The 18,360-nt window shown below is 72.5% G+C and carries 29 protein-coding genes; 28 read left to right on the top strand and 1 reads right to left on the bottom strand.

All coding sequences use genetic code 11. The annotated features are described in order from the left end of the window. Positions 1-178: 178 nt before the first annotated feature. The 8 genes from ACIP89_RS35120 (at position 179) to ACIP89_RS35155 (ending at position 7,542) form a co-directional block, all read left to right on the top strand. Entirely contained in the window at positions 179-727 is a 549-nt protein-coding gene (locus tag ACIP89_RS35120) for a hypothetical protein (RefSeq protein ID WP_402118444.1), read from the top strand. Next, positions 724-927: a hypothetical protein gene (locus ACIP89_RS35125; protein WP_402118445.1), complete on the top strand. Its 204-nt coding sequence runs from the start codon at positions 724-726 to the stop codon at positions 925-927. The genes ACIP89_RS35120 and ACIP89_RS35125 overlap by 4 nt, the downstream gene beginning before the upstream one ends. Positions 928-1,050: 123 nt before the next feature. After that, complete coding sequence (locus tag ACIP89_RS35130) at positions 1,051-3,663, top strand: hypothetical protein (RefSeq protein WP_402118446.1); 2,613 nt, start codon at positions 1,051-1,053, stop codon at positions 3,661-3,663. 14 nt (positions 3,664-3,677) lie between these two features. Next, positions 3,678-4,124 carry a conjugal transfer protein TraB gene (locus ACIP89_RS35135; protein ID WP_402118447.1) on the top strand — a complete coding sequence of 149 codons (447 nt, stop codon included), beginning with the start codon at positions 3,678-3,680 and terminating at the stop codon, positions 4,122-4,124. Positions 4,125-4,208: 84 nt separating this feature from the next. Beyond that, a complete protein-coding gene (locus tag ACIP89_RS35140) occupies positions 4,209-6,494 on the top strand; it encodes a winged helix-turn-helix domain-containing protein (protein WP_402118449.1) in 2,286 nt (761 codons plus the stop codon). Positions 6,495-6,534: 40 nt separating this feature from the next. After that, entirely contained in the window at positions 6,535-6,723 is a 189-nt protein-coding gene (locus ACIP89_RS35145; RefSeq protein WP_402118452.1) for a hypothetical protein, read from the top strand. A gap of 43 nt (positions 6,724-6,766) precedes the next feature. Beyond that, positions 6,767-6,961: a hypothetical protein gene (locus tag ACIP89_RS35150; protein WP_402118453.1), complete on the top strand. Its 195-nt coding sequence runs from the start codon at positions 6,767-6,769 to the stop codon at positions 6,959-6,961. A gap of 83 nt (positions 6,962-7,044) precedes the next feature. After that, positions 7,045-7,542, top strand: a complete 498-nt coding sequence (locus ACIP89_RS35155) for a hypothetical protein (RefSeq protein WP_402118455.1) — start codon at positions 7,045-7,047, stop codon at positions 7,540-7,542. Positions 7,543-7,622: 80 nt separating this feature from the next. Here ACIP89_RS35155 and ACIP89_RS35160 read toward each other — a convergent pair whose 3' ends face one another. After that, a complete protein-coding gene (locus ACIP89_RS35160; RefSeq protein ID WP_018569247.1) occupies positions 7,623-7,841 on the bottom strand; it encodes a hypothetical protein in 219 nt (72 codons plus the stop codon). Between the two features lie 90 nt (positions 7,842-7,931). On the opposite strand from ACIP89_RS35160, the gene ACIP89_RS35165 reads away from it, so the two are divergent. The 20 genes from ACIP89_RS35165 to ACIP89_RS35260 all read left to right on the top strand — a co-directional run bounded on the left by ACIP89_RS35165 (position 7,932) and on the right by ACIP89_RS35260 (position 18,353). Further along, complete coding sequence (locus tag ACIP89_RS35165) at positions 7,932-8,714, top strand: hypothetical protein (RefSeq protein WP_402118457.1); 783 nt, start codon at positions 7,932-7,934, stop codon at positions 8,712-8,714. Positions 8,715-9,010: 296 nt separating this feature from the next. Continuing rightward, positions 9,011-9,361 carry an RRQRL motif-containing zinc-binding protein gene (locus tag ACIP89_RS35170; protein WP_402118458.1) on the top strand — a complete coding sequence of 117 codons (351 nt, stop codon included), beginning with the start codon at positions 9,011-9,013 and terminating at the stop codon, positions 9,359-9,361. A 48-nt stretch (positions 9,362-9,409) separates the two neighbouring features. Next, a complete protein-coding gene (locus ACIP89_RS35175; RefSeq protein ID WP_402118459.1) occupies positions 9,410-10,414 on the top strand; it encodes a hypothetical protein in 1,005 nt (334 codons plus the stop codon). A 14-nt stretch (positions 10,415-10,428) separates the two neighbouring features. Beyond that, entirely contained in the window at positions 10,429-10,758 is a 330-nt protein-coding gene (locus ACIP89_RS35180; protein ID WP_402118462.1) for a hypothetical protein, read from the top strand. After that, positions 10,758-10,925 (top strand): pRL2-8, encoded by a 168-nt coding sequence (locus tag ACIP89_RS35185; RefSeq protein WP_402118464.1) that lies wholly within the window; start codon positions 10,758-10,760, stop codon positions 10,923-10,925. The genes ACIP89_RS35180 and ACIP89_RS35185 overlap by 1 nt, the downstream gene beginning before the upstream one ends. An 85-nt stretch (positions 10,926-11,010) precedes the next feature. After that, on the top strand, positions 11,011-11,988 hold the full coding sequence (locus tag ACIP89_RS35190; protein WP_402118466.1) for an AAA family ATPase: 978 nt from the start codon (positions 11,011-11,013) through the stop codon (positions 11,986-11,988). Further along, entirely contained in the window at positions 11,985-12,251 is a 267-nt protein-coding gene (locus tag ACIP89_RS35195; protein ID WP_402118468.1) for a hypothetical protein, read from the top strand. The genes ACIP89_RS35190 and ACIP89_RS35195 overlap by 4 nt, the downstream gene beginning before the upstream one ends. Then, the gene (locus tag ACIP89_RS35200; RefSeq protein ID WP_402118471.1) at positions 12,248-12,448 is read left to right on the top strand and encodes a hypothetical protein; all 201 of its coding nucleotides are present in this window, start codon (positions 12,248-12,250) and stop codon (positions 12,446-12,448) included. The genes ACIP89_RS35195 and ACIP89_RS35200 overlap by 4 nt, the downstream gene beginning before the upstream one ends. A 13-nt stretch (positions 12,449-12,461) precedes the next feature. Then, positions 12,462-12,779: a hypothetical protein gene (locus tag ACIP89_RS35205; RefSeq protein WP_402118472.1), complete on the top strand. Its 318-nt coding sequence runs from the start codon at positions 12,462-12,464 to the stop codon at positions 12,777-12,779. Between the two features lie 89 nt (positions 12,780-12,868). Beyond that, a complete protein-coding gene (locus ACIP89_RS35210; RefSeq protein WP_402118475.1) occupies positions 12,869-13,171 on the top strand; it encodes a hypothetical protein in 303 nt (100 codons plus the stop codon). Positions 13,172-13,257: 86 nt separating this feature from the next. After that, positions 13,258-13,935, top strand: coding sequence for a GGDEF domain-containing protein (locus ACIP89_RS35215; RefSeq protein WP_402118476.1), 678 nt, complete (start codon positions 13,258-13,260; stop codon positions 13,933-13,935). Next, on the top strand, positions 13,932-14,372 hold the full coding sequence (locus ACIP89_RS35220; protein ID WP_402118478.1) for a hypothetical protein: 441 nt from the start codon (positions 13,932-13,934) through the stop codon (positions 14,370-14,372). The genes ACIP89_RS35215 and ACIP89_RS35220 overlap by 4 nt, the downstream gene beginning before the upstream one ends. Before the next feature lie 294 nt (positions 14,373-14,666). Next, entirely contained in the window at positions 14,667-14,873 is a 207-nt protein-coding gene (locus ACIP89_RS35225; RefSeq protein WP_402118480.1) for a hypothetical protein, read from the top strand. Next, positions 14,873-15,355 carry a hypothetical protein gene (locus ACIP89_RS35230; RefSeq protein ID WP_402118482.1) on the top strand — a complete coding sequence of 161 codons (483 nt, stop codon included), beginning with the start codon at positions 14,873-14,875 and terminating at the stop codon, positions 15,353-15,355. The genes ACIP89_RS35225 and ACIP89_RS35230 overlap by 1 nt, the downstream gene beginning before the upstream one ends. Further along, positions 15,355-15,561 carry a hypothetical protein gene (locus ACIP89_RS35235; protein ID WP_402118485.1) on the top strand — a complete coding sequence of 69 codons (207 nt, stop codon included), beginning with the start codon at positions 15,355-15,357 and terminating at the stop codon, positions 15,559-15,561. Before ACIP89_RS35230 ends, ACIP89_RS35235 begins: the two co-directional genes overlap by 1 nt. Then, on the top strand, positions 15,558-16,001 hold the full coding sequence (locus ACIP89_RS35240; protein WP_402118486.1) for an NUDIX domain-containing protein: 444 nt from the start codon (positions 15,558-15,560) through the stop codon (positions 15,999-16,001). Before ACIP89_RS35235 ends, ACIP89_RS35240 begins: the two co-directional genes overlap by 4 nt. After that, positions 15,998-16,414 (top strand): hypothetical protein, encoded by a 417-nt coding sequence (locus tag ACIP89_RS35245; protein WP_402118488.1) that lies wholly within the window; start codon positions 15,998-16,000, stop codon positions 16,412-16,414. Before ACIP89_RS35240 ends, ACIP89_RS35245 begins: the two co-directional genes overlap by 4 nt. A gap of 138 nt (positions 16,415-16,552) precedes the next feature. Next, positions 16,553-17,146: a hypothetical protein gene (locus ACIP89_RS35250; RefSeq protein WP_402118490.1), complete on the top strand. Its 594-nt coding sequence runs from the start codon at positions 16,553-16,555 to the stop codon at positions 17,144-17,146. Beyond that, entirely contained in the window at positions 17,140-17,667 is a 528-nt protein-coding gene (locus ACIP89_RS35255) for a hypothetical protein (RefSeq protein WP_402118491.1), read from the top strand. Before ACIP89_RS35250 ends, ACIP89_RS35255 begins: the two co-directional genes overlap by 7 nt. Further along, positions 17,664-18,353: a hypothetical protein gene (locus tag ACIP89_RS35260; protein WP_402118492.1), complete on the top strand. Its 690-nt coding sequence runs from the start codon at positions 17,664-17,666 to the stop codon at positions 18,351-18,353. The genes ACIP89_RS35255 and ACIP89_RS35260 overlap by 4 nt, the downstream gene beginning before the upstream one ends. Positions 18,354-18,360: the final 7 nt, after the last annotated feature.

Consider the following 18,360-nt stretch of genomic DNA (forward strand, 5'->3'; position numbering starts at 1 on the left):
CGCCCACGCTCCCGAGCGTGAGCGCGGACCGGTGGCGGCCACGGCCGGCAGGCCGGACATCCCTCCACCGCATCCCGAGCGCGGTGGAGCGCACCTCCCTGGCCCTGCCGATCGGTTGCGGGCCCCTTTCCCCTCCCATCCCCGCCGGGCGTGCCCGGAGAAGGAGAAACCGCAGCTCATGGATATCAACGCACTGTTCACCGATGAGGGCCTGCGGGCCTTCACCGCCACCGTCCGCGACCAGCACGTTCGCGATGCCCAGCAGTACGGGCAGATCGCCGACATCGTGCGCCGGCGCCTGGAGCAGACGCCGATCGAGGGCGACCGCTGGATGGCCAAGAGGATCCGCGCCTGGAAGGTGTCGCGGCAGCTCAAGGCCATGCAGAAGGCGTCCGGCGAGGCCGCGAGCAAGGCGGAGGCCCTGTACGCGACCTACGTCAATGAGGTCCTGGAGCTCCCGCAGCGCAGGGCGGTCGCGGAGGCCAAGAAGCTGGAGCGGAAGAACGGCCGCCAGGCCGCCGTCGGCGCGGCCGTCGCGAGCTCGCTGAACAAGACGGTGACCGCGCTCAACACCCCCCAGGAGCAGGTCCCGGGCGCGGTCCCGCAGGCGAGGCCGGCGGAGTTCGTGGCCCCGGACAACCCCTGGAACCAGTGGCCGATGGCGGCCGGTGGTGAGCGGCCGACCAGCACGATCAACGACTACTTCCCGAAGGGAGAGCAGGGGTGACGACGCCTCGGCAGACGCAAAACCGCGCGAAGCACTGGAACGCGCGGATCGCGGAGGCGCAGAGCGACCAGGAGCGGGCCGGGGTCTGGTACGACGCGTGCCGGACTCTGGCCCGCCAGGCCGAACGCGACGGGAAGCCGAACGTGTGGCCCGCGCTTACCAAGGCGCTGCACGACTTCTACAAGAACAACGGAGGGTGACGAAGTTCTTCTTCATCACCGCCTCTTCCTCGCCGCCCGGAGCACCCCAAGGCGCGCGCGTGTCGTGCGCGCGCGAGGATGCCCCAGGCGGTGACCGTCTGTCAACTCCGAGAGGGAGACGTCATGGCCGACGACGACGGCCCGAACAACCTGATCCACTTCCCCCGCGTGGGCTACACGGCCCCTGCTGAACCCCCCGCGGAACCCCCTGCTTTGGCCCCGGCCGACGTGCCGTTCGTCGCCCCCGCAGACGCCTCCCCGGCCACGCCCGAAGCGTTTGCACCCGCGACGCGAACCGACCCGATGGGCGTCATCGCGACCCTTCCCGAGCCCGGTCTCGGCACCCCGTTCACCGCTGCCACGGACCCCGCCGCGACCCCCGCGACGGCACCCGCGACGGGGGGCGGGATGGTCCCGGCGACCTTCCGCTCGGAGGGGGCACAGCCCGCCGCGCCGCGCCTGGGATCGCTGTCCCTGGCCGCGATCCTCGCGGTCTCCCTGGCGGCCATGCGCGGTATCCACCACGCCGTCGCGACGGGCCGGGCCAACCGGGAGCAGCGTGAAGCGGTCGCGAAGACCGCGAGCACCGGCAAGGACGGCTCCTCCGGGGGCAGTTCGAAGAAGCAGGTGCAGCCCAGCCACGAGTACGGCCGCAAGACGCTGCAGCGTGGTCCTGGCGGGCCGGGAGGCCGCTCCGGCGGCTCCGGTCCGGGCAGGTCCGGGCGGGGCGGCAGCGGGTCGTACAGCGGCTCGGGCGGCCGGGGGCGCGGCGGGTCGACGACCCGCTCGCCCAGCGGCTCCGGCGGCGGTTCCCGGGGCGGGCGCGGCGGCGGTGGCTCCGGTCCCGGCCGCTCCAACTCCAACTCCGGCTCCGGCGGCGGCAAGGGCGGCTCCGGAGTCACCCCGCTGCGCCGCACTTCGCAGGGCGGCGGCGTGAACCTGAAGAAGAACCGCGGCCCCGGCTCCTCCGGGTCCGGCGGCTCCGGGGGTTCGGGCGGCGGCAAGGGGCCGGGCAGCGGAGGCGGTGGTGGTGGCGGGCGTAAGCGCTCCCCCAACGGCGGCGGAGGGTCCGGCTCCGGTGGCGGCTCCACCACGAACCGCAAGCGCGGTCCCGGCAGCGGGACCGGGGCCGGCGGTTCGTCCGGCGGTCCGAGCAAGAAGCGCGGACCGGGCTCCGGGACGGGCACCGGCAAGACGACCGGCCCCACCACCAAGAGCCCCGGCAAGGGCACGGGGTCGGGCGGGAAGACGACGCCCGGCACCACCAGCTCGAAGGGCACGGGCACCGGCACCGGCCCCAAGAGCGGCACGAAGAAGTCGCCGCGCGGTACGACCGGCCCGTCCGGGATCCTGCGCAAGAAGCCCGGCACCACCACCTCCGGCACCGGCCCCAAGACGAAGCCGAAGGGGAAGGGCAGCAGCGGCGCGGGCACCACGGCGCCCGGCAGCAAGCGCGGCGGCGGGAAGAAGGGCAAGACCCGCACCGGCAAGGGCGGGACCGGCCCGGCCTCGGTGCCCAAGACGCCGGGCGGGAAGTCCCGCAAGGGCAAGAAGATCACGCTCACGCCCGGCATCGCGCACGGCACGTTCGCGGCGACCGACAAGTACGGCTGCCGCTGCCGCAAGTGCCGGCGCTTCCAGAAGGAGTACAGCCGCAAGGTCCTGGGGGCGATGAAGTCCGCAGCGCGGGGCCGGACCACCTTCGGCGAGGCGGTGAACGAGACGCTTGAGAAGCGGCTCAAGCGCCGCCGCAAGAAGATGGGCCCACCCATCGTCACGAAGGTCAAGGTCAGGAAGCCGAAGAAGAAGACCGGCCCGAAGGCCAAGACCCCCAAGCCCGGCAGCACCACACCCGCCGGGCCCGCCACGAAGGCACCGGCCGGCCCGGCCGCGACCGCGCCGACCCGCCGCACGCCCTGGTCCACGGCCAAGGCGCGGGCCCGCAAGCGCGCCCGGATGCGCACCACCACGGTCCCCGGGCCTCGCCCGGCGCCGACGACCGGTACGACCACACCGCCCCCGACGCCGGGTCCGGCCGGTCCCCCGGCAGCTGCCCCGGCCCCGGCCGCTGCGGTCGCCGGTGCCACCGCCGCCCCGACCCCGCCGGGCGGCGGCACGTTGCCGGGCACCGGCGCGCCGCGCCTGTCGCCGTTCGAGGCGATGGGCATGGCGACGGCGGTGTCCGCTCCGGCTGATCCGATCACGGTTGAGCGGGCCGACTCCCCGGGGTCCGGCCCGTCGACGTCCGGCGCGAGCACTCCCACCGCCGGAACCCCGAGCACGAAGGAGAACAGCGTGAGCGACGCCTGGCTGACGAAGTGGGGCAGCGGCAGCGTCGCGGACATGGACGCGCAGCACGAGACCGAGGTCACCCTCGACGACACGCTCGACGTCCTCGAGGAGCTCACCGCGCAGAGCTTCACGGCGCACGAGACCTGCAACAAGCTCTCCGCGAAGGCGCGGGAGATCCGGCACGAGCTGGACGCACTCGCCGCCGACCTGCGCTCCACGCACAACGTCATCGGCCGCCTGACCGGCGCCGCGATGGCGAAGCTCGCGGAGTCCATGGAGCTCCTGGCCCGCAAGGCCGACGAGATGGCCACCAAGTCCCTGACGGCGGCGGAACTCTCCGAGAGCGCGGAGAACGCGATGTTCGACGCCTACCGGCCCCTCGTGCAGGCCACCGAGGACGCCGGCCTGCTCGTGCCCGCCGCCCGCGTCCACAACGAGAACTGAGAGGAGATCAGCACGTGAGCGACAACCTCCCCGCCATCCCGGGCATGAACAACGGCGTCGCCAACACCGGCAACGCCAGCAGCGGCAACGGCTTCCTCGCCCTCGCGGGCCGGACCGCCAAGCTCGCCGCCTCCGCTCTCTTCCTCAAGGAGGGCATGCACCTGCTCCGCTCCCACATGCAGGCCAACGCGAACGCGGCCATGCGCCTGTCGGAGATGTGCGGCCAGGCCGAAGTCGAGCCCCAGTTCACCTCGATGATCGAGGACACCTCCACCGCCCTCACCGGCGTCGCGGAGGCGTCCGGCGAGATGGTCAACGCCGCCGACGCCGTCGACACCGACGCCCGCGGCTTCAACGGCGCGCACGAGCGGGAGTACCGCCCCGGCTACGAAGCCTCCAACGGCTCCGGAGTCCGCCAGGCCAAGCCCGGCTTCTACCGGCGCTCCGGCCGCCGCCGCTGACCCACCCCACCCCCGCAGCAGCAGGGGCCGCACCCGACAGCCGGGCGCGCCCCGGCTGCGCCCTGCCCCGAAACGGAGGCTGTGTTGAGCACCATCGACCAGGCGGCCCCGGCCGTCGACACCACCAAGAGCGTCCCGGGCCACGTCATCTACCGACGCGTCCTGGCCGAACGCACCTCCTACGCCCTCGCGGCGGCCGGAATGGCCGTCGGCCCGCAGCTGGACGACAGCGCCTGGTCCTACCTCGCCTCCGGCGGGATCGGGCTGGGCACCCTGGCCTGGCTGTACGCGAAAACGAAGGACCCCGACCAGGGCCTGGGCATGCTGACCCGGGCGCAGCGGGCGATCCCGTTCCTGACGGCCGCCGGCACCTACGTGGCGAACCTGATCACCCCCGGCTTCAACTGGTGGGAGGTCGTCGCCCCGGCCGCGTGGGCGGGCCTGATGGGCTGGATGGCGCCGCTCACCCGCAGCGCCGGCCTGGTCCTGGAGCTCAGCGAGCAGCAGGCGCAGGCCGACCCCACCCGGGAGCTGACGTACACCGAGTTCCTCGCCGCGAAGTGGCAGCAGGCCACGGGCGAGGGCACCCGCCTGGTGTCCATCACCCCGTTCCGCGCCGACCGGCCCGACTTCGAGGCCGTCGTCGTCGCCCAGGCCGGGAAGGCGGTGCCCACCTTCACCGAGGTTCAGCTGGCCGCCGCGTTCGACTTCCCGGTCGGCACCGTGAAGATGCGCCCGGTGCAGGGCTCGGGGCCCGGACGGATGCGGCTGGTCGCCCGCCCCACCTCCGAGGACGTTGAGGCCGTCGCCGAAGGCATCCGTGGCCTGTGGGAGACCGCGGTCTGCGCCCCGGGCAAGGCCGCCCCCGGTGTCGAACTGCTCGACTACCGGGCCGAACCGCACCGCATCGTGCTGCTGGTCGCCTCCCCGCCCGGCAAGGAGATCCGCCTGCCGCACACGGCGATCTGCTCCGCCTTCGGCATCGACGACCCGTCCCGGCTGGTCATCGAGACCGATGGCATCCGCCAGGGCGTCGTCTCCATCTACAAGACGAACCCGCTGATGAAGGTCCGCAAGGCCACCATCGAAGACCTGACGATGGACTCCAAGGGCCGCGTCACCATCGGCGTCTGTCACGACGGCAAGCCCGCCCGGATGCGGCTGTGGGACCCGAGCCAGGGCGCGCTGCGCGGCATCACCGCCGGCGTCACGGGCGCGGGCAAGTCCGTCCTGCAGAACCTGATCCTCGCCGCGGAGAAGCGCTCCGGCGTCGTCTCCTGGGTCGGCGACGTCCAGGGCGGCATGTCGCTGCCCGAGGCGGAAGGGCGGGTCGACTGGTTCGCCAAGGGCCCGGTGGAGACGCTCCTGATGCTCACGGCCGCACACGCGGTCATGAAGTACCGCGAGCGGCTCTCCAACGAGATGGGGCGCGGCGACTTCGCGCTCGGGCGGCCGTGGCCGCTCATCAACATCACGCTGGACGAGATCAACCGGCTGCTGTCCCACCCGGACGAAGCGATGCGCAAGGCCACCGCCTACCTCATCGCCGACATCCAGAAGACCGGCCGCAAGGTCGGTATCGGCATCCGGCTCGCCGTGCAGTCCCTGCACCTCAAGGACCTCGGTGACGACGACGCGATCCGCCAGCAGGGCAAGGTCGGCGCGCTGTTCCTCATGCGTACCGCCTCCTCCTCCACCAAGGAGATGGGCCTGGACGGCATCGCCCCGGCCGGTTTCCAGATGGAGAACATCCCCGCCCGAATCTACGAGAACGGGCAGATCGAGGCACTGTTCTCCGGCAAGGACGACGAGGACGGCGAGTCCACCGCGGGCATGGCGTACATGTTCCTCGACGGCCGGGCGAAGTTCATGCGCACCTTCTTCGCGGAGAAGGTCGACGGCGTCTACCCCGACCTGATCGCCCTGTACGGCGACGAACCCGCCAACGGGCTCACCGAGGGCGAAGCCAAGGCCGCGCAGGCCGGGGCCGCGATCTACGGCGTGCGGCACACCAACCCGTACGCCGACTGCGACACCCTCGCCCAGGCGTTCTCCGACGCCCCCGGCAGCACCCCGGCGGCCAGCACCCCGGACCCGGACGGCGACAGCGACGGCGAGGAAACCGCGGCGCCGTTCGCGTACCCGTTCGGCGACATCCCGTTCGGCCTCAGCAACGACCCCGGCGAGGAGCCCGGCCTCCAGGACCAGATCCTCGACCTGCTCGCCGACGGACCCATGAGCCTCAAGAACCTACGCGAGGCGCTGCCCGGCTTCCAGCCCTCCAGCGTCAGCAACGCCTGCTCCCAGCTCAAGGCGAAGGGCCTGGCCAAGACCGTCAAGCGCGGCGTCTGGCAGCGCGCCGACAGCTGACCCGCCCCCACCATCCACTCACCGAAGGAAACCGATACCCGTGGCCCTGTCGATCTCCCTGGTCGTCCTGCTCGGCATCATCGTCGTCATCCTCGTGCGCACCGGCTACCAGCGGATCATGCCGGGCATCGCGGTCTGCCTGTTCGGCTTCTTCCTCGCCAGCACCGGCATCGCCCCCACGATCACCAGCGCAGTCTCCTCCATCACCGGATGGATCAGCAGCTTCTGACCAGCCCCGCCCGGCCCCGCCGAACGAGAAGGAGAACACGACGATGAACCGCCCCCTGGTGCTCCTGGTCGACGACGCCGCCGACATCCTGGCGGCCAGCCCCGAGGCCCGCGCGCTCGTCACCGAGCTGCTGCGCACCGGCCGCCGCAACGGCCTGGTGGTCCGCTCCGAAGACCGCCGGCCGCTGACGCAGTACCCGACGGCCGCCGCGCTCGAGGCCGCCGCCGACCAGCGGTAGCCCCCCGCTCCCCCGCCCCCTGCGCCCTCCCCGCCGATCCGGCGGGGAGGGCTCCCCGCGTCTGCCCCGAAACGGAGATCACCGTGGACTTCGACCACATCACCCGCCCGCTCACCGACGCCGAAGCCAAGGCCGAAGCCGAGCGGATCATCACGCGGTCCTTCCGGACCGAGACGCCGCCCGTGCGGCAGTTCCCGACGTCGTTCCGGGACGACACCAAGCTGCCCGCGTACGGCGACACCCCGCCCGTCCATCAGGACGACAAGCGGATCGTGCCCGCGTGGGCGGCCGGGATCGCGGTGGCCTCGATCGGTGTGGGCGCCGGCATCACCGGCATCGGCTGCGGGGCCTGGCTCGTGCTCCAGGGCCTGGCCTCCGTCACGCTTTACGGCGTCCTCATGGTCACCCTGCCGTTCGCGGGCGTCGCCATGGTCGCCACCGCGATCGGCGGCGCGATCAACAAGGCCCGCAGCGCCGTCACGAACAACGTGTACGAGGCGCCCGTCGTGCAGAACACGCAGATCAACAACACCAGCAACCAGCGTGGGATGTTCTCCCGCACCCGCAACGACGTCCGCTGACCCGGGCGCCCTGCCTCGTATCCGACACCCCGCCACTCGTGCCGGGCTTCGGGTGCGGGACAGGCCGTCCGGCCTCGCGGTCAGTCGTAGTCGATCCAGATCCGGCCGTCGCCGTCGACCTCGGCACCCCGGATCTGGCCGCCGACGATCGCGCCGTTGATCGTCACCTCGACGTCGTAGTCCACGTCGATCCACAGCACACCGTCGTCGTCGGTGAACGCGGGCCAGATCGTCCCGTCCGTGTCCACGACCTCTTCGAAGACGACTTCCTCCGGCTCATCGCGGGTGAACCACCCCATCGCAGCCGCCTCCCCTCTCCGGTCCTGTCGCACACAGCTTGTCCCACTCGCACGCTCCGTGAACACCTCATCGACACCTTGGAGTTGACCGTGCCGTCCAACGACAACACCCCCCGCCCCGACCGCCAGGAGCTCACCTACCTCCCCGTCCCGTTCCCGAAGGCGCCGCCCAAGGAGCCGCGGTTCGCCGCGCTGCGCGAGCGGCTGCGCGAGGGGTGGAACCGGGCCTGGGACGTCGACGGCGTCCTCTACGAGATGTGGCAGGACGTCCTGCGCGTCCCCGAGGACGGGCCGCGGTACATGGCCCCCTGGATCCGGGCCGTGCTGATGGTCGCCGGGGTGTCCTTCGTCGTGCTGATGGCCAAGGCCGCCGGCGAAGTCGTCCTCGAGGCGCTGCACCAGCTGCTCACCGCCGTGCCCAAGGTGCAGGTCGGCGTCGACACCTCCAGCGGCGTGGCCGCCGTCGTCGACCAACCGGTGCGCACGTACATCGCGCAGCACTCCGCCGGCCTCGCCGTCGAAGGCTCCACCGTCTACACGCTGTGGCTGCTCACCGGCATCGTCGGCTTGGTCCTCGGCTACCTCTCCCGGAACAACGGAGTGCGCGCGATGTGGACCGCCTGGGGCGCGGCCACCGTGTTCATGGTCTGGACGACCACCCCGGAGGCCGGCCGCACCGTCGCGGCCGGGCTCACCGTCCTCGCCTGGACGTTCCTGTCCGCGTTCGCGATGCGCGGCCTGACCCTGCGCCGCCGCGTCGTCGCCGGACGCCCCGCGAAGGTCACCGTCAAGCCCGAGATCCACGTCCCCGTCCAGCCCCCGGCCCCGGCCACCGAACAGCACCCGCACACCGGCTGCCCCTTCCGGGACTGACCTCCGGTCGCTCCGCCTGGCCCTCGCCCACCCCGCTCGGGTGGGCGAGGGCCAGGCGGAGCGACCGGCCGCCTCGCTCCGCGCCCCGCCAGCACCAGCACGACGTCGGCGGGGCGCAGGGCGTGCTGTCCACCGACATCAGGAGGACCCGCTCGTGCTCATCCCCCGCCCGCGCCGCCGGATCGGCCGGCCCCGCCCGCAGCGCCCCGGCCCCCGCTACCCGCACCGCCCCCACCAGCTCCCCGGCGCCTGGAGCCGGCCGCCCCCGGAAGAAGCGCCGCCGCGAGATCAAGCGCGTGCCGCGCAGCACCGTGACGCTGGAGGAGTTCGACCGGCGCGCTTGTCCCGAGGGCCTGGTCACCCGGCGGCAGTTACGCGAACTCGGACTGAGCCCCGGCGGACACGGACCGGTCGCGGTGCTGCGCTGCAAGGGCTGCTCGTACCGGCCCGACCAGGCGTGCATCCATCCCACCCGGGCCTGGCTCTACAGCGTGGCGCTCGCCCGCCCGAAGCGCACGCCGACGTTGGCGCAGGAAGAGGCACTGGACCGGGCGATGGCCGCGAGGTCCACGTGCCCGGCTGCGACCCGTGCGCCCGCGGCTACGAGCCCAGCCCGGACACCTACCTCGCTTCCACGGCGCCGGTGACCCACCGGCTCGCCGCCTGATCAACGAACCCCGCCAAGGAGAGTCACCGTGCCACTGTTCACCCGCACTGCCCCCGCGCCCGAGACCTGGACGCCGGAGGGCACGGTCGTCTCCCAGCGCTACCGGGCGCTGGAGGGCGCGACCGTCCTCGTCTACACCGCCGACACCGACCGGGGCACTCCGCGCTACGTCGCCGCGTGCCTGGGCTGCACCCACCGTGCGGACCGCAACAGCGCGGGCAACGTGATGACGGAGGCGGAGGCCGCCAGCGACGCCAACGCGCACGCCGCCGCCTGCCGAGCGGTGCCGCGCGGGGTACCCGCCCCGCTCGACGACACCGAGGCCGCCAAGCTGATCCGCACTCGGTTGTGGGCCCGCCGCTACGGCAACACCCCGCACCAGGTGCGCCTGTCCGACTTCAACGCTCTGCGCGTCGACCTCCAGCGCCCCACCGACTGGATCAAGGCGCTGCTGAACGACATGGCGCAGGCCGACCCCAGCTTCCTCACCGCGACGCCCACCGACTCCGGGCAGGAGAACCCCAGCATGCACCGTCCCGCCATCTTCGCCGCCCTGCTCGGACTGACCCGCGCCGCCAGCGCCATCGGCGACTTCTGGGTACAGAGCGACTTCTGCGCCCGCGTGAAGGGCGCCTCCGACACTGCCCCGGTCACCTACGAGGACCCGGCCACCAAGGAGAAGACGACCCACGGCACCGCCGACGGCCGCAAGGCATGCCTTCACCATTGCCTGACCTACACGGCCACGCAGGCGATCGTCACCGGACTCGGGGCCCGCGCCCTGGGCGTCCGGGTCCACCCCGGCGCGGCCGCGGCCGCGCTCGCCCTGTCGCTGGGCACGCATTATGTCGCGGACCGCCGGGTGCCGGGCCACGGTCTGCTGGAGAAGCTCGCCGACAAGACCGGCAAGACCAACTTCTACCGCCTGGCCGACTTCGGCATGAACGGCGCTTTCCACCTCGACAACTCCTGGCACCACGGCTGGGAGACGGTCGCCGCGCTCATCGCCACCGCCAAGGCCACTGCCCGGTGAACGGCCGGCCCCGCATGCGCCTTCAGCGCGTCCGCGCCTCGGTCGGCATCGCCTCCCTGGCGCTCCAGCAGATCGAGGACGACCTCACCGCCGACGACGTCGACCAGGAGGAGCTCGCCGCGATCCTGCGCGAGCTCATCGAGGGCACCGACCCGCCCGGCGGCTTCATCCCGTTCCTCGCGCAGCTGCTCACCACCGCCGCCCGCCGGGCTGAGCAGATCGAGCCCGACCGTGACGGCGACGCCTCCTGCCCGCTCCATGAGGCCGCCGCCCTGATCACCGACAACGCCGGGCAACGCCTCCTCTGGGCGGCCCGCGCCCTTCACCCGCAGGGAGACAGCTGATGGCGAAGAAGAAGGCCACGAGCCCGCCCCGCGGTGAGTGCAGTCAGTGCTGGTTCCACGTGTACGCCAGCCGCGAGGCGCACGCCGCGCTCGGCCCGCGCGAGGACTGCCCGCAGTGCGTGGCCCACATGAAGCACGGCCACCCCGACCACATGATCGTCCGCTGATGGTGCCGCGTACAGCCGCCGTCCTCACCCAGAGCCTGCAGACCTACTACGCGGCCCGTGCTCTTGACCCGCAGGGAGAAACCACATGAAGACCTTCCACCTGGACAACGCACTGCCCGTCGACACGACGATCCCCGAGCCCCCGTTGGTCTGCCTGATCGGCGCGGCCGGTTCGGGCAAGAGCACGTGGGCGAGCACCTGGCCCGACACGCAGGTCCTCGAACTCGACAAGTTCAGGGCTCTGGTCAGCGATGACGCGGGCTGCCAGGAATCGACGGCTGACGCGGTGTTTGCGCTCCAGGCCGTCCTGGAGGCCCGGCTCGCGCGCCGCAAGACGACGGTCATCGACGCGACGAACTGCGAGCAGTCCGTACGCGCCGACCTGATCGCCACCGCCCGCCGCCACGGCGTACCCGCGGTCGCGCTGCTCGTTCCCACCCCGGCCGACGTGTGCGTGGAGCGCCAGGAAGGTCGGCCCGCGAACCGGCGGGTGCCCGAGCACGTCGTACGGGCGCAGCACGCCGCGATGGTCGACGCGTTCTCCGGCCTGCCCGCTGAAGGGTTTGATCACGTCGTCGTCGCGGAGAACCTCTACCGCCTCCAGGCGCTGCTGGAGCCGCTCAGCGACGCCCGGCGCGCGGATCTCGGCTGGGACGACAACGAGGGCCTGGGCGACCTGCTCCTGGTCCGCCGCATCTTCGGCCCCGAGATCCTGCCGATGTGGCGCTGGCGCGACAACTCGCCGTTCGCCGGCGGCGACCGCGTCGCGGAGATCCGGCTCGGAGCGGACCGCATCGTCCTCGCGCTGCGGACCGACGTCGACGGTGAGGGCGACGTGGGCTTTGAGATCCTGGTGGGCTGCGCCTTCGACGACGAATGCGAGGGCCAGGCGTGGGCCCCGGCCTACAACGTCACTGACCTCCTGCGCGCCCTGACCGGTGAGCTGATGAACGACCCGGACATGCGCTGCACCATCCACGGCCACCACGACGACGATCAGGACGACGACCCCGAGGGCCGTGCCGACCTCGAAGAGCAGGCCATGGAAGCGATCCGCGGATGACGACCCCGACCCCGGCGTGCGGCTGGGACCAGGCCGTATTCCGGTGCGGCCGGTGCGGCGCTCAGCACACCGCCCCCACCGAGGCCGACTACTTCAAGGCCGTCGGACTCCACGGTGACGCCCACGCCGTGTGGGACCGCCTCAACCCGATCGAGCGCGACGGGATCACCTCGATCCTGCGCACCATCCTGGCCGCGCCGGAACTCGCCGCGGAGCTTCTGGCCCTCGCCGACCGGCAGCCGGCAGGAGGTGAGGGCCAGTGAGCCGGACCGCCGACGGACCGCACCCCCACCCCCTCACCCCGGCCGACTTCCCGCCCGGCGACGACTGGTTCCGCGGCTGTCCGGACTGCCATCTCCCAATCCAGGGCGGGGGCGCCGGCCTCGCCGCGCACCGACGCACCGTCCACACCACCGCCGGAGACCCGCGCATCCCGATCACGATCCGGCTCGATCTCTGACAAGGAGAACTCGATGGCTGCTGTCCTGACCAAGACCGACACCTTCGCCGCGCTCGACGCCTGCTTCACCGCGGACCTCGCCGCCCTCATCGGCAGCGACCCGCCGCGCAGCCTCGCCCCGACCCGGTTCATCGACCTGGTCGAAGAGGTCCGCGATCTCCTCGCCGACTCCCGACTCCCCCACTACGAGGACGCCAGCGACGACCTGGACCACGCCGCCTACTACCTCACCGACGCACTCACCAGCCCGGACGGCGACCAGCGCTCGCTCCTGGCCTCGGCGCGTACCCACCTGCGCGACGCGATCGGATCGGCCAGCTCCCCCGTCTGAGTTGAGCGCACTCCGTGCCGCCCCGGCCCTGCACCCGCGGGTCCGGGGCGGTCGCGGTGGCCCCTCAACACAGAGAGGAGATGGACGTCATGCCGCTTTCCTACTTCGAAGTCGACGTCCCGATACGAAGCACTGAGGCCCCCGGCGTGCGTGGTCTGCATGTCTTCACCGGCCGGGCCGATAGCCGCAGCGCCGCCGTACGGATCGCCCACGATGTCTACGACGCGGCACGCGCCGCGACGGAGGCCGGGCGCGAGATCCCGCACGGTCGGCCGGACGGCTGGGGTGCCTGCGGATTCCGGCCCGGCTGGGAGCTCGACTGGCCCGCCGCGACCGCCGGCCGCTGGACGAACCCCTTCCGCTGGACCAAGCCCAGCAACTTCGAGTTATAGCTCCGCCCCGGGACAGCCGCCCTGCTTGCTGGCTGACGACTGCCCCGGGCCACCCATCCCGTACGAGACGAGAGGGAGACCTCAGTATGGACTCCGTCCTGCACGCTTCGGGCCGGTTCGGCCCGCGCACCCTCCTGATCACCGCCGCAGCCGTCCCGCTGACCGGCTGGGCGGTCCACGCGACCGTGCTGCTCAAGCAGAACGCCGCCAAGGACAAGGACCCGCTGACCGGGCTGCTGCGCCGCGACGCCTACACCGCCCGCGCCCGCCGGCTCCTGGTTCGCCATGGCGACAAGGGGACCGTGGTCATGGTCGACGCCGACCACTTCAAGCAGATCAATGACGGCATGGGCCACGAAGCCGGGGACACCGTCCTCGCCGCGATCGGAGCCCGCCTCACTGCGTGGGCAGGCCCGCGCGCTGCCGTCGGTCGGCTCGGGGGCGATGAGTTCGCCGTGGTCCTGACGCTGCCCGCCGACCGCCGTACCCAGCGCCTGGAGCAGCTAGTGCGGATGCTGCACACGCCGGTCACCCTGGACGACGCCCGCACCGTCGACGTCGCCGCCTCGGTCGGTGCCGCGACCCCGGCCTCGGTCGGCTCCTCCGACCTGACCGTGTTGCAGAGGGCCGCCGATGCAGCTCTCTACGACGGCAAGCACTCCGGCCGCGCGGTCCTCGCGACGGCGCAGCACGTCACGGTGCCGTCCATCAACGGCCGCCGGGCCGGGCGCCCCGGTACAGCGACGTGGGGGCGGGCCGCATGAGCACGGTGACCCTGCCCGCAGGCGACTGGATCCGCGGCATCAGCATCAGGCAGCCGTGGACCACCGCGATCCTGACCGGCGCGAAGACCATCGAGAACCGGCCCCGACCGTGGCGGACCGGCTGGGTACTCCTGCACGCGAGCCAGCAGATCGAACGGCCCGCCCTGCGCCTGCCGCTGGTCGCCCGCACGATCCGCGGCCGCGAGCTGGTGACCGGCGCCGTGGTCGGCGTCGCCCGGATCACCGACTGCCACCAGGACCCCGAAGGCTCCCCGCCCTGTACCGAGTGGGCGCAGGCCGATGCGTGGCACGTTGCGCTCGCCGACGTCCAGGAGCTCGCCCTGCCCGTCCCTGTCGGCGGGCAGCTCGGTCCCTGGAAGCCGACGCCGGATCTGCTGGAGCAGGTGTTCCAGCAGTTGCCCGGCTTCCGGCCGTGACCCGCAAGCGAGACAAGAAGCCGCCGTTCGAGCCGGGCTGTGTCCCGGCTCCCGGCGGCCTTCTCGACTGGCGCGACAGCCAGCACTACGACCACTGGCAGATGCGCCCCTGCGCGCTGTGCGAGCAGCCCACACCGCTGCGCTCCCACACCGGGAGCCCACTCACAAGATGTGCGCTGAGAGCTGGATCGCTGCGAATCCCACCGAGGCCCGCCTCGGTCGGTTCGCCTCCGACGTCCAGCCCACGAGCTGGCGCGACGACAACCACGCCTGATCCCCCGCCCGGAGGCTCCCATGAGCAGCACTCCGCAGGACGACATCGACCTCGCCCTCGCCTACCCCGAGCCTCCCGCCTCTCCGCTCTGGCACCGGACCGGCCCGAAGGCCCCGCCCCTCACCCCGGAGCAGCAGCGCCGCAACTGCGAGCTCCTGCTGCTCGCGCAGCACACCAACCGACCCCGCTCTCCCCGCACCACCAAGACCCTGGCGGAGGCCAGCTGATGGAGACCACGTATTGCACCGTCGACGGCTGGGTCGACGCCATCCCCGCCCCCGGCCCGCACGGCACCGCGATGTTCGACCTGACCGTCCGTCCCGCCGACGCGGACACCCTCCCCGAGGACGCCCCCGACACCGTCATCTCCTGCACCGCCAGGGACGCGCGGATCGTCCACGAGCTGCTGAGCGGCATACAGCCCAGCGACCTGCTGCGCATCACCGGCACCCTGGCCCAGCCGTCGACGCCCGGCGAGCTTGCCCGGCTCACCGCGGACGTCCTGGAGGTCCTGGACACCGCGCTGGTCCCCGTCCTGCGCGAGATGGTCATCGACCGGTACGCCGACTACGTCGTCATCTTCGACGCGGACAGCGACACGGCGCCCGTCTTCACCGCGCAAGGGCTGTGGGTCGGTCTCGCCGACAACCCCGACGCCATCGCCACCCTGATCGAGATCCACGAGCGCGTGCACGGCGGTGACGCCTGATGGCCACCGCCGCGCCCGCCCACACCGTCCTGGAGCGATTCCGTGCCGGCCACCCCCGCGGCTCCAGGCCCGCCGACGAATACGCCGCCGCCCAGCGCGCCCAGGGCCGCGACTCCCACGTCGTCATGGACCTCCGCAGCGACCAGTTCCTCATGGTCACCCGACACCCCCACCCGCTGACCCGCCCTACCGAGAGGTGCACATGACCGAAACCGAGACGTTCGAGACCATCCGATACACCGCCGACGTGGTGGTCCTGACGCCCGGCGGCGACGTCCTGCTGATCGAGCGCGACTGGCCGCCGTACGAGGGCGAATGGGCCTGCGCCGGAGGTCACTGCGACGCCGGAGAGACCAGCCGGGACGCCGCCGTCCGTGAGCTGGCTGAGGAGACCGGCGTCCACGTGAGCGCCGACGACCTGCGCCAGGTCGGCGTCTTCGACCAGCCCGACCGCGACCCGCGCGGCCGGTACGTCACCGTCGCGTACGTGGTCACCGTCCCCGCCGACACCCCGATCGTCGCCGGGGACGACGCCCGCGCTGCGCGCTGGTGGCCGCTGAACGGTCTCCCGCCGCTGGCGTTCGACCACGCCGACATCCTGACTGCGGCCGTGGCGCTCAACGCCCCGAAGGAGGAGGTGCGGTGAGCGTCATCGGGCAGGAGGCCGGAATCGATCACGGCAGCATGCGCGGCTACCGGCAGCACACCTACCGCAAGGTCCCCGCGACCGAGGAGTGCGGCTGCCTGGCCGCCGTCCGCGAGGCCCAGCGCACCGGCAAGCCGGTGCAGGATCGCTCGCAGAAGCAGCGGGAGTGGTACGGCGGGCAGTACGTCACCGCCGCGTCCGGCTCCCAGCCCGGACGCCGGATCCTGCCGCCGGGCGACTGCCCCGTCGACGGGTGCGGCCAGGAGGTCGCGGGCCGCAGCGTCCAGCGCCGCGGCTGGGTCCGCATCCACGTCCAGGGTTCCACCATGCCTGCCCGTAGCTTCTGCTCCGGGTCCTGCGCCTCGGTCGGGATCGCCCTGGCCGAACTCCGCATGAACCCCGTCGGCGGCTGACCGCCGCCGCGCCCCGTACGGCCCCGAAGCGGCCCGCCCCGATGACGGCGGGCCGCTTCACCCATGTCCGGCCCGGGGCGGCCGCCGGCCACGAGCCCGGCCGCCCCGGATGCCACCCCTCAACTCGAGGAGACCTTCGTGACCGTCTTCACCGACGCAGCCCCCGGCGAGCTGTTCGCCCTGTCCGGCACCGAGCCGGGCTTCGACCGCCTGCACGGCATCCCGGCCGCCGCCCTGGGCGAGGAGAGCGACCGCCTCCTGGCCCTGGGCCACCTCACCGACCGCACGGTCCTGGCCGTCACCAGCGCCTACCACCGACGCGTGCTCGGAGAGCTCATCGTGCCCACCAACGAACTCGCCGACCTGATCGCCTTCAGCACCAGGCGCACCCACATCCAGGCCGTCAGGGCGGGCCGCGACGACGACTGCCCCTGGTACGTCGACGACGCCGGCCCCGACGCCCCGACCACCCAGCCCGCCACCTTCATCGCCATCGAATGGCTGGAGGGGGAGGACATGGCGACCCCGTCCCGGTGCCCGGCCTGCACCCGCATCAGCCGCTCCACCCGCTTCACCAAGCGACCCGACCACCCCGGATGGAGCCACGTCCACCGCTGCTGGCACTGCACCCACCGGTGGCTGCCGCCGGACACCGCACTGCGCCCCGAGCCGGAGGCGGCACTCCCCCAGCACTTCACCCTCACGAGCACTCTGGAGAGCCCCGCATGTTAGCCACCCTCATCACCGCCGGCCTCGCCGTCATCGCCACCCTGGCGGGCGCGATCGTGTCCGGCCGATTCCAGGAACGCGCCGCCGAACGACAGATGCGCGCCAACCACGGCGAGGCGATCCGCCGCGACCGACTGGAAGCCGTCACCGCACTCGCCTGCGCCGCCTCTGACCACCGCACCGCGATGTGGAGGCGCGGCGACGCCGTCCTCAAGCAGACCGGCCCCGACCGGATCGAGGCCCTGCGCGGCGAGAGCTACATGACCCGCAGCGCGGTCACCCGCCCGCTGGTCGCGCTGCGCGTCCTCATCGAGGACCAGGCGGTGCGCGCCGCCGCCGACCGCATGATCACGCTGACCTACGCGATCCGAGACGCGTACGCCACCACCGAGAACCTGACCGCCGCTCGCGAGGCAGCGAAGGACGCGCACGACGACTTCGTGAACATCGCCGCCCGCTACCTGAGCCCGGCCTTCTCGACAGCACAGTCCCAGCGCACCCCTGGACAGGATCCCACCCGATGAAGCGACCCTCCTTCCGACGCTGCGGCCACGTCCCCGGCGCCATTTCCCCCGAGGACCAGGCCGTCGGCGGCCAGTTCCGCGAGATGCTCACCGCCGTACGCAACCCGCAGCCCTGGACGCCCGGCCTCGCCGTGGACGTCGCCGTGCGCGTCGGACCGTTCGTGGAACGTGCGCACACCCGGCCCGGCGACGACCACGGTCCCGACATGATCGCCGTCGCCTTGGTCCACCCTGACACCCCGCACGCCGCGGCCTACCTCTACGGCCGCCAGCTCCGATACACCGAACGGGGCTGGCTGCGCTGCGAGACCACCGCGATCCTCGGCATCTGGCAGCCCGGCTACGCGATGCTCACCCACGCCGCAGCCGGCCTCCCCTTGCCTGACGACCTCGGCATGGAGCTCGCCCACTACGCCCTCTACATCGAGGCCCGCAAACTCGACGACAGCCTCGACGGCTACACCCTGCTCCGGCTTGGCCCGTACACCCAGACCCGGCACGCCCAACAGGACGGCGACCGGCTCACCGCCACACTGGACGGACGGGAGACCACCCTCGCGCCCGGGTTCCGCGTCTCCGCACGGTTCGGACCACTCGACGTCAGCGACCGCCACCTGTTCACCGACCCGTCCGAGACCGACGTCGTCGCGCCCCTGAACGCCGCCGTCGCGGACGCGAGCGGGTGACTGCTCA

Source organism: Streptomyces sp. NPDC088730, from assembly GCF_044751215.1.
Taxonomy (GTDB): Bacteria; Actinomycetota; Actinomycetes; order Streptomycetales; family Streptomycetaceae; genus Streptomyces.

Coding starts and splice junctions, on each gene's coding strand:
- ACIP89_RS35120 (WP_402118444.1), top strand. CDS start 179: ATGGATATCAACGCACTGTTCACCGATGAGGGCCTGCGGGCCTTCACC.
- ACIP89_RS35220 (WP_402118478.1), top strand. CDS start 13,932: ATGAGCACGGTGACCCTGCCCGCAGGCGACTGGATCCGCGGCATCAGC.
- ACIP89_RS35230 (WP_402118482.1), top strand. CDS start 14,873: ATGGAGACCACGTATTGCACCGTCGACGGCTGGGTCGACGCCATCCCC.
- ACIP89_RS35195 (WP_402118468.1), top strand. CDS start 11,985: ATGACGACCCCGACCCCGGCGTGCGGCTGGGACCAGGCCGTATTCCGG.
- ACIP89_RS35150 (WP_402118453.1), top strand. CDS start 6,767: ATGAACCGCCCCCTGGTGCTCCTGGTCGACGACGCCGCCGACATCCTG.
- ACIP89_RS35255 (WP_402118491.1), top strand. CDS start 17,140: ATGTTAGCCACCCTCATCACCGCCGGCCTCGCCGTCATCGCCACCCTG.
- ACIP89_RS35240 (WP_402118486.1), top strand. CDS start 15,558: ATGACCGAAACCGAGACGTTCGAGACCATCCGATACACCGCCGACGTG.
- ACIP89_RS35185 (WP_402118464.1), top strand. CDS start 10,758: ATGGCGAAGAAGAAGGCCACGAGCCCGCCCCGCGGTGAGTGCAGTCAG.
- ACIP89_RS35160 (WP_018569247.1), bottom strand. CDS start 7,841: ATGGGGTGGTTCACCCGCGATGAGCCGGAGGAAGTCGTCTTCGAAGAG.
- ACIP89_RS35235 (WP_402118485.1), top strand. CDS start 15,355: ATGGCCACCGCCGCGCCCGCCCACACCGTCCTGGAGCGATTCCGTGCC.
- ACIP89_RS35260 (WP_402118492.1), top strand. CDS start 17,664: ATGAAGCGACCCTCCTTCCGACGCTGCGGCCACGTCCCCGGCGCCATT.
- ACIP89_RS35190 (WP_402118466.1), top strand. CDS start 11,011: ATGAAGACCTTCCACCTGGACAACGCACTGCCCGTCGACACGACGATC.
- ACIP89_RS35210 (WP_402118475.1), top strand. CDS start 12,869: ATGCCGCTTTCCTACTTCGAAGTCGACGTCCCGATACGAAGCACTGAG.
- ACIP89_RS35180 (WP_402118462.1), top strand. CDS start 10,429: ATGCGCCTTCAGCGCGTCCGCGCCTCGGTCGGCATCGCCTCCCTGGCG.
- ACIP89_RS35225 (WP_402118480.1), top strand. CDS start 14,667: ATGAGCAGCACTCCGCAGGACGACATCGACCTCGCCCTCGCCTACCCC.
- ACIP89_RS35130 (WP_402118446.1), top strand. CDS start 1,051: ATGGCCGACGACGACGGCCCGAACAACCTGATCCACTTCCCCCGCGTG.
- ACIP89_RS35205 (WP_402118472.1), top strand. CDS start 12,462: ATGGCTGCTGTCCTGACCAAGACCGACACCTTCGCCGCGCTCGACGCC.
- ACIP89_RS35215 (WP_402118476.1), top strand. CDS start 13,258: ATGGACTCCGTCCTGCACGCTTCGGGCCGGTTCGGCCCGCGCACCCTC.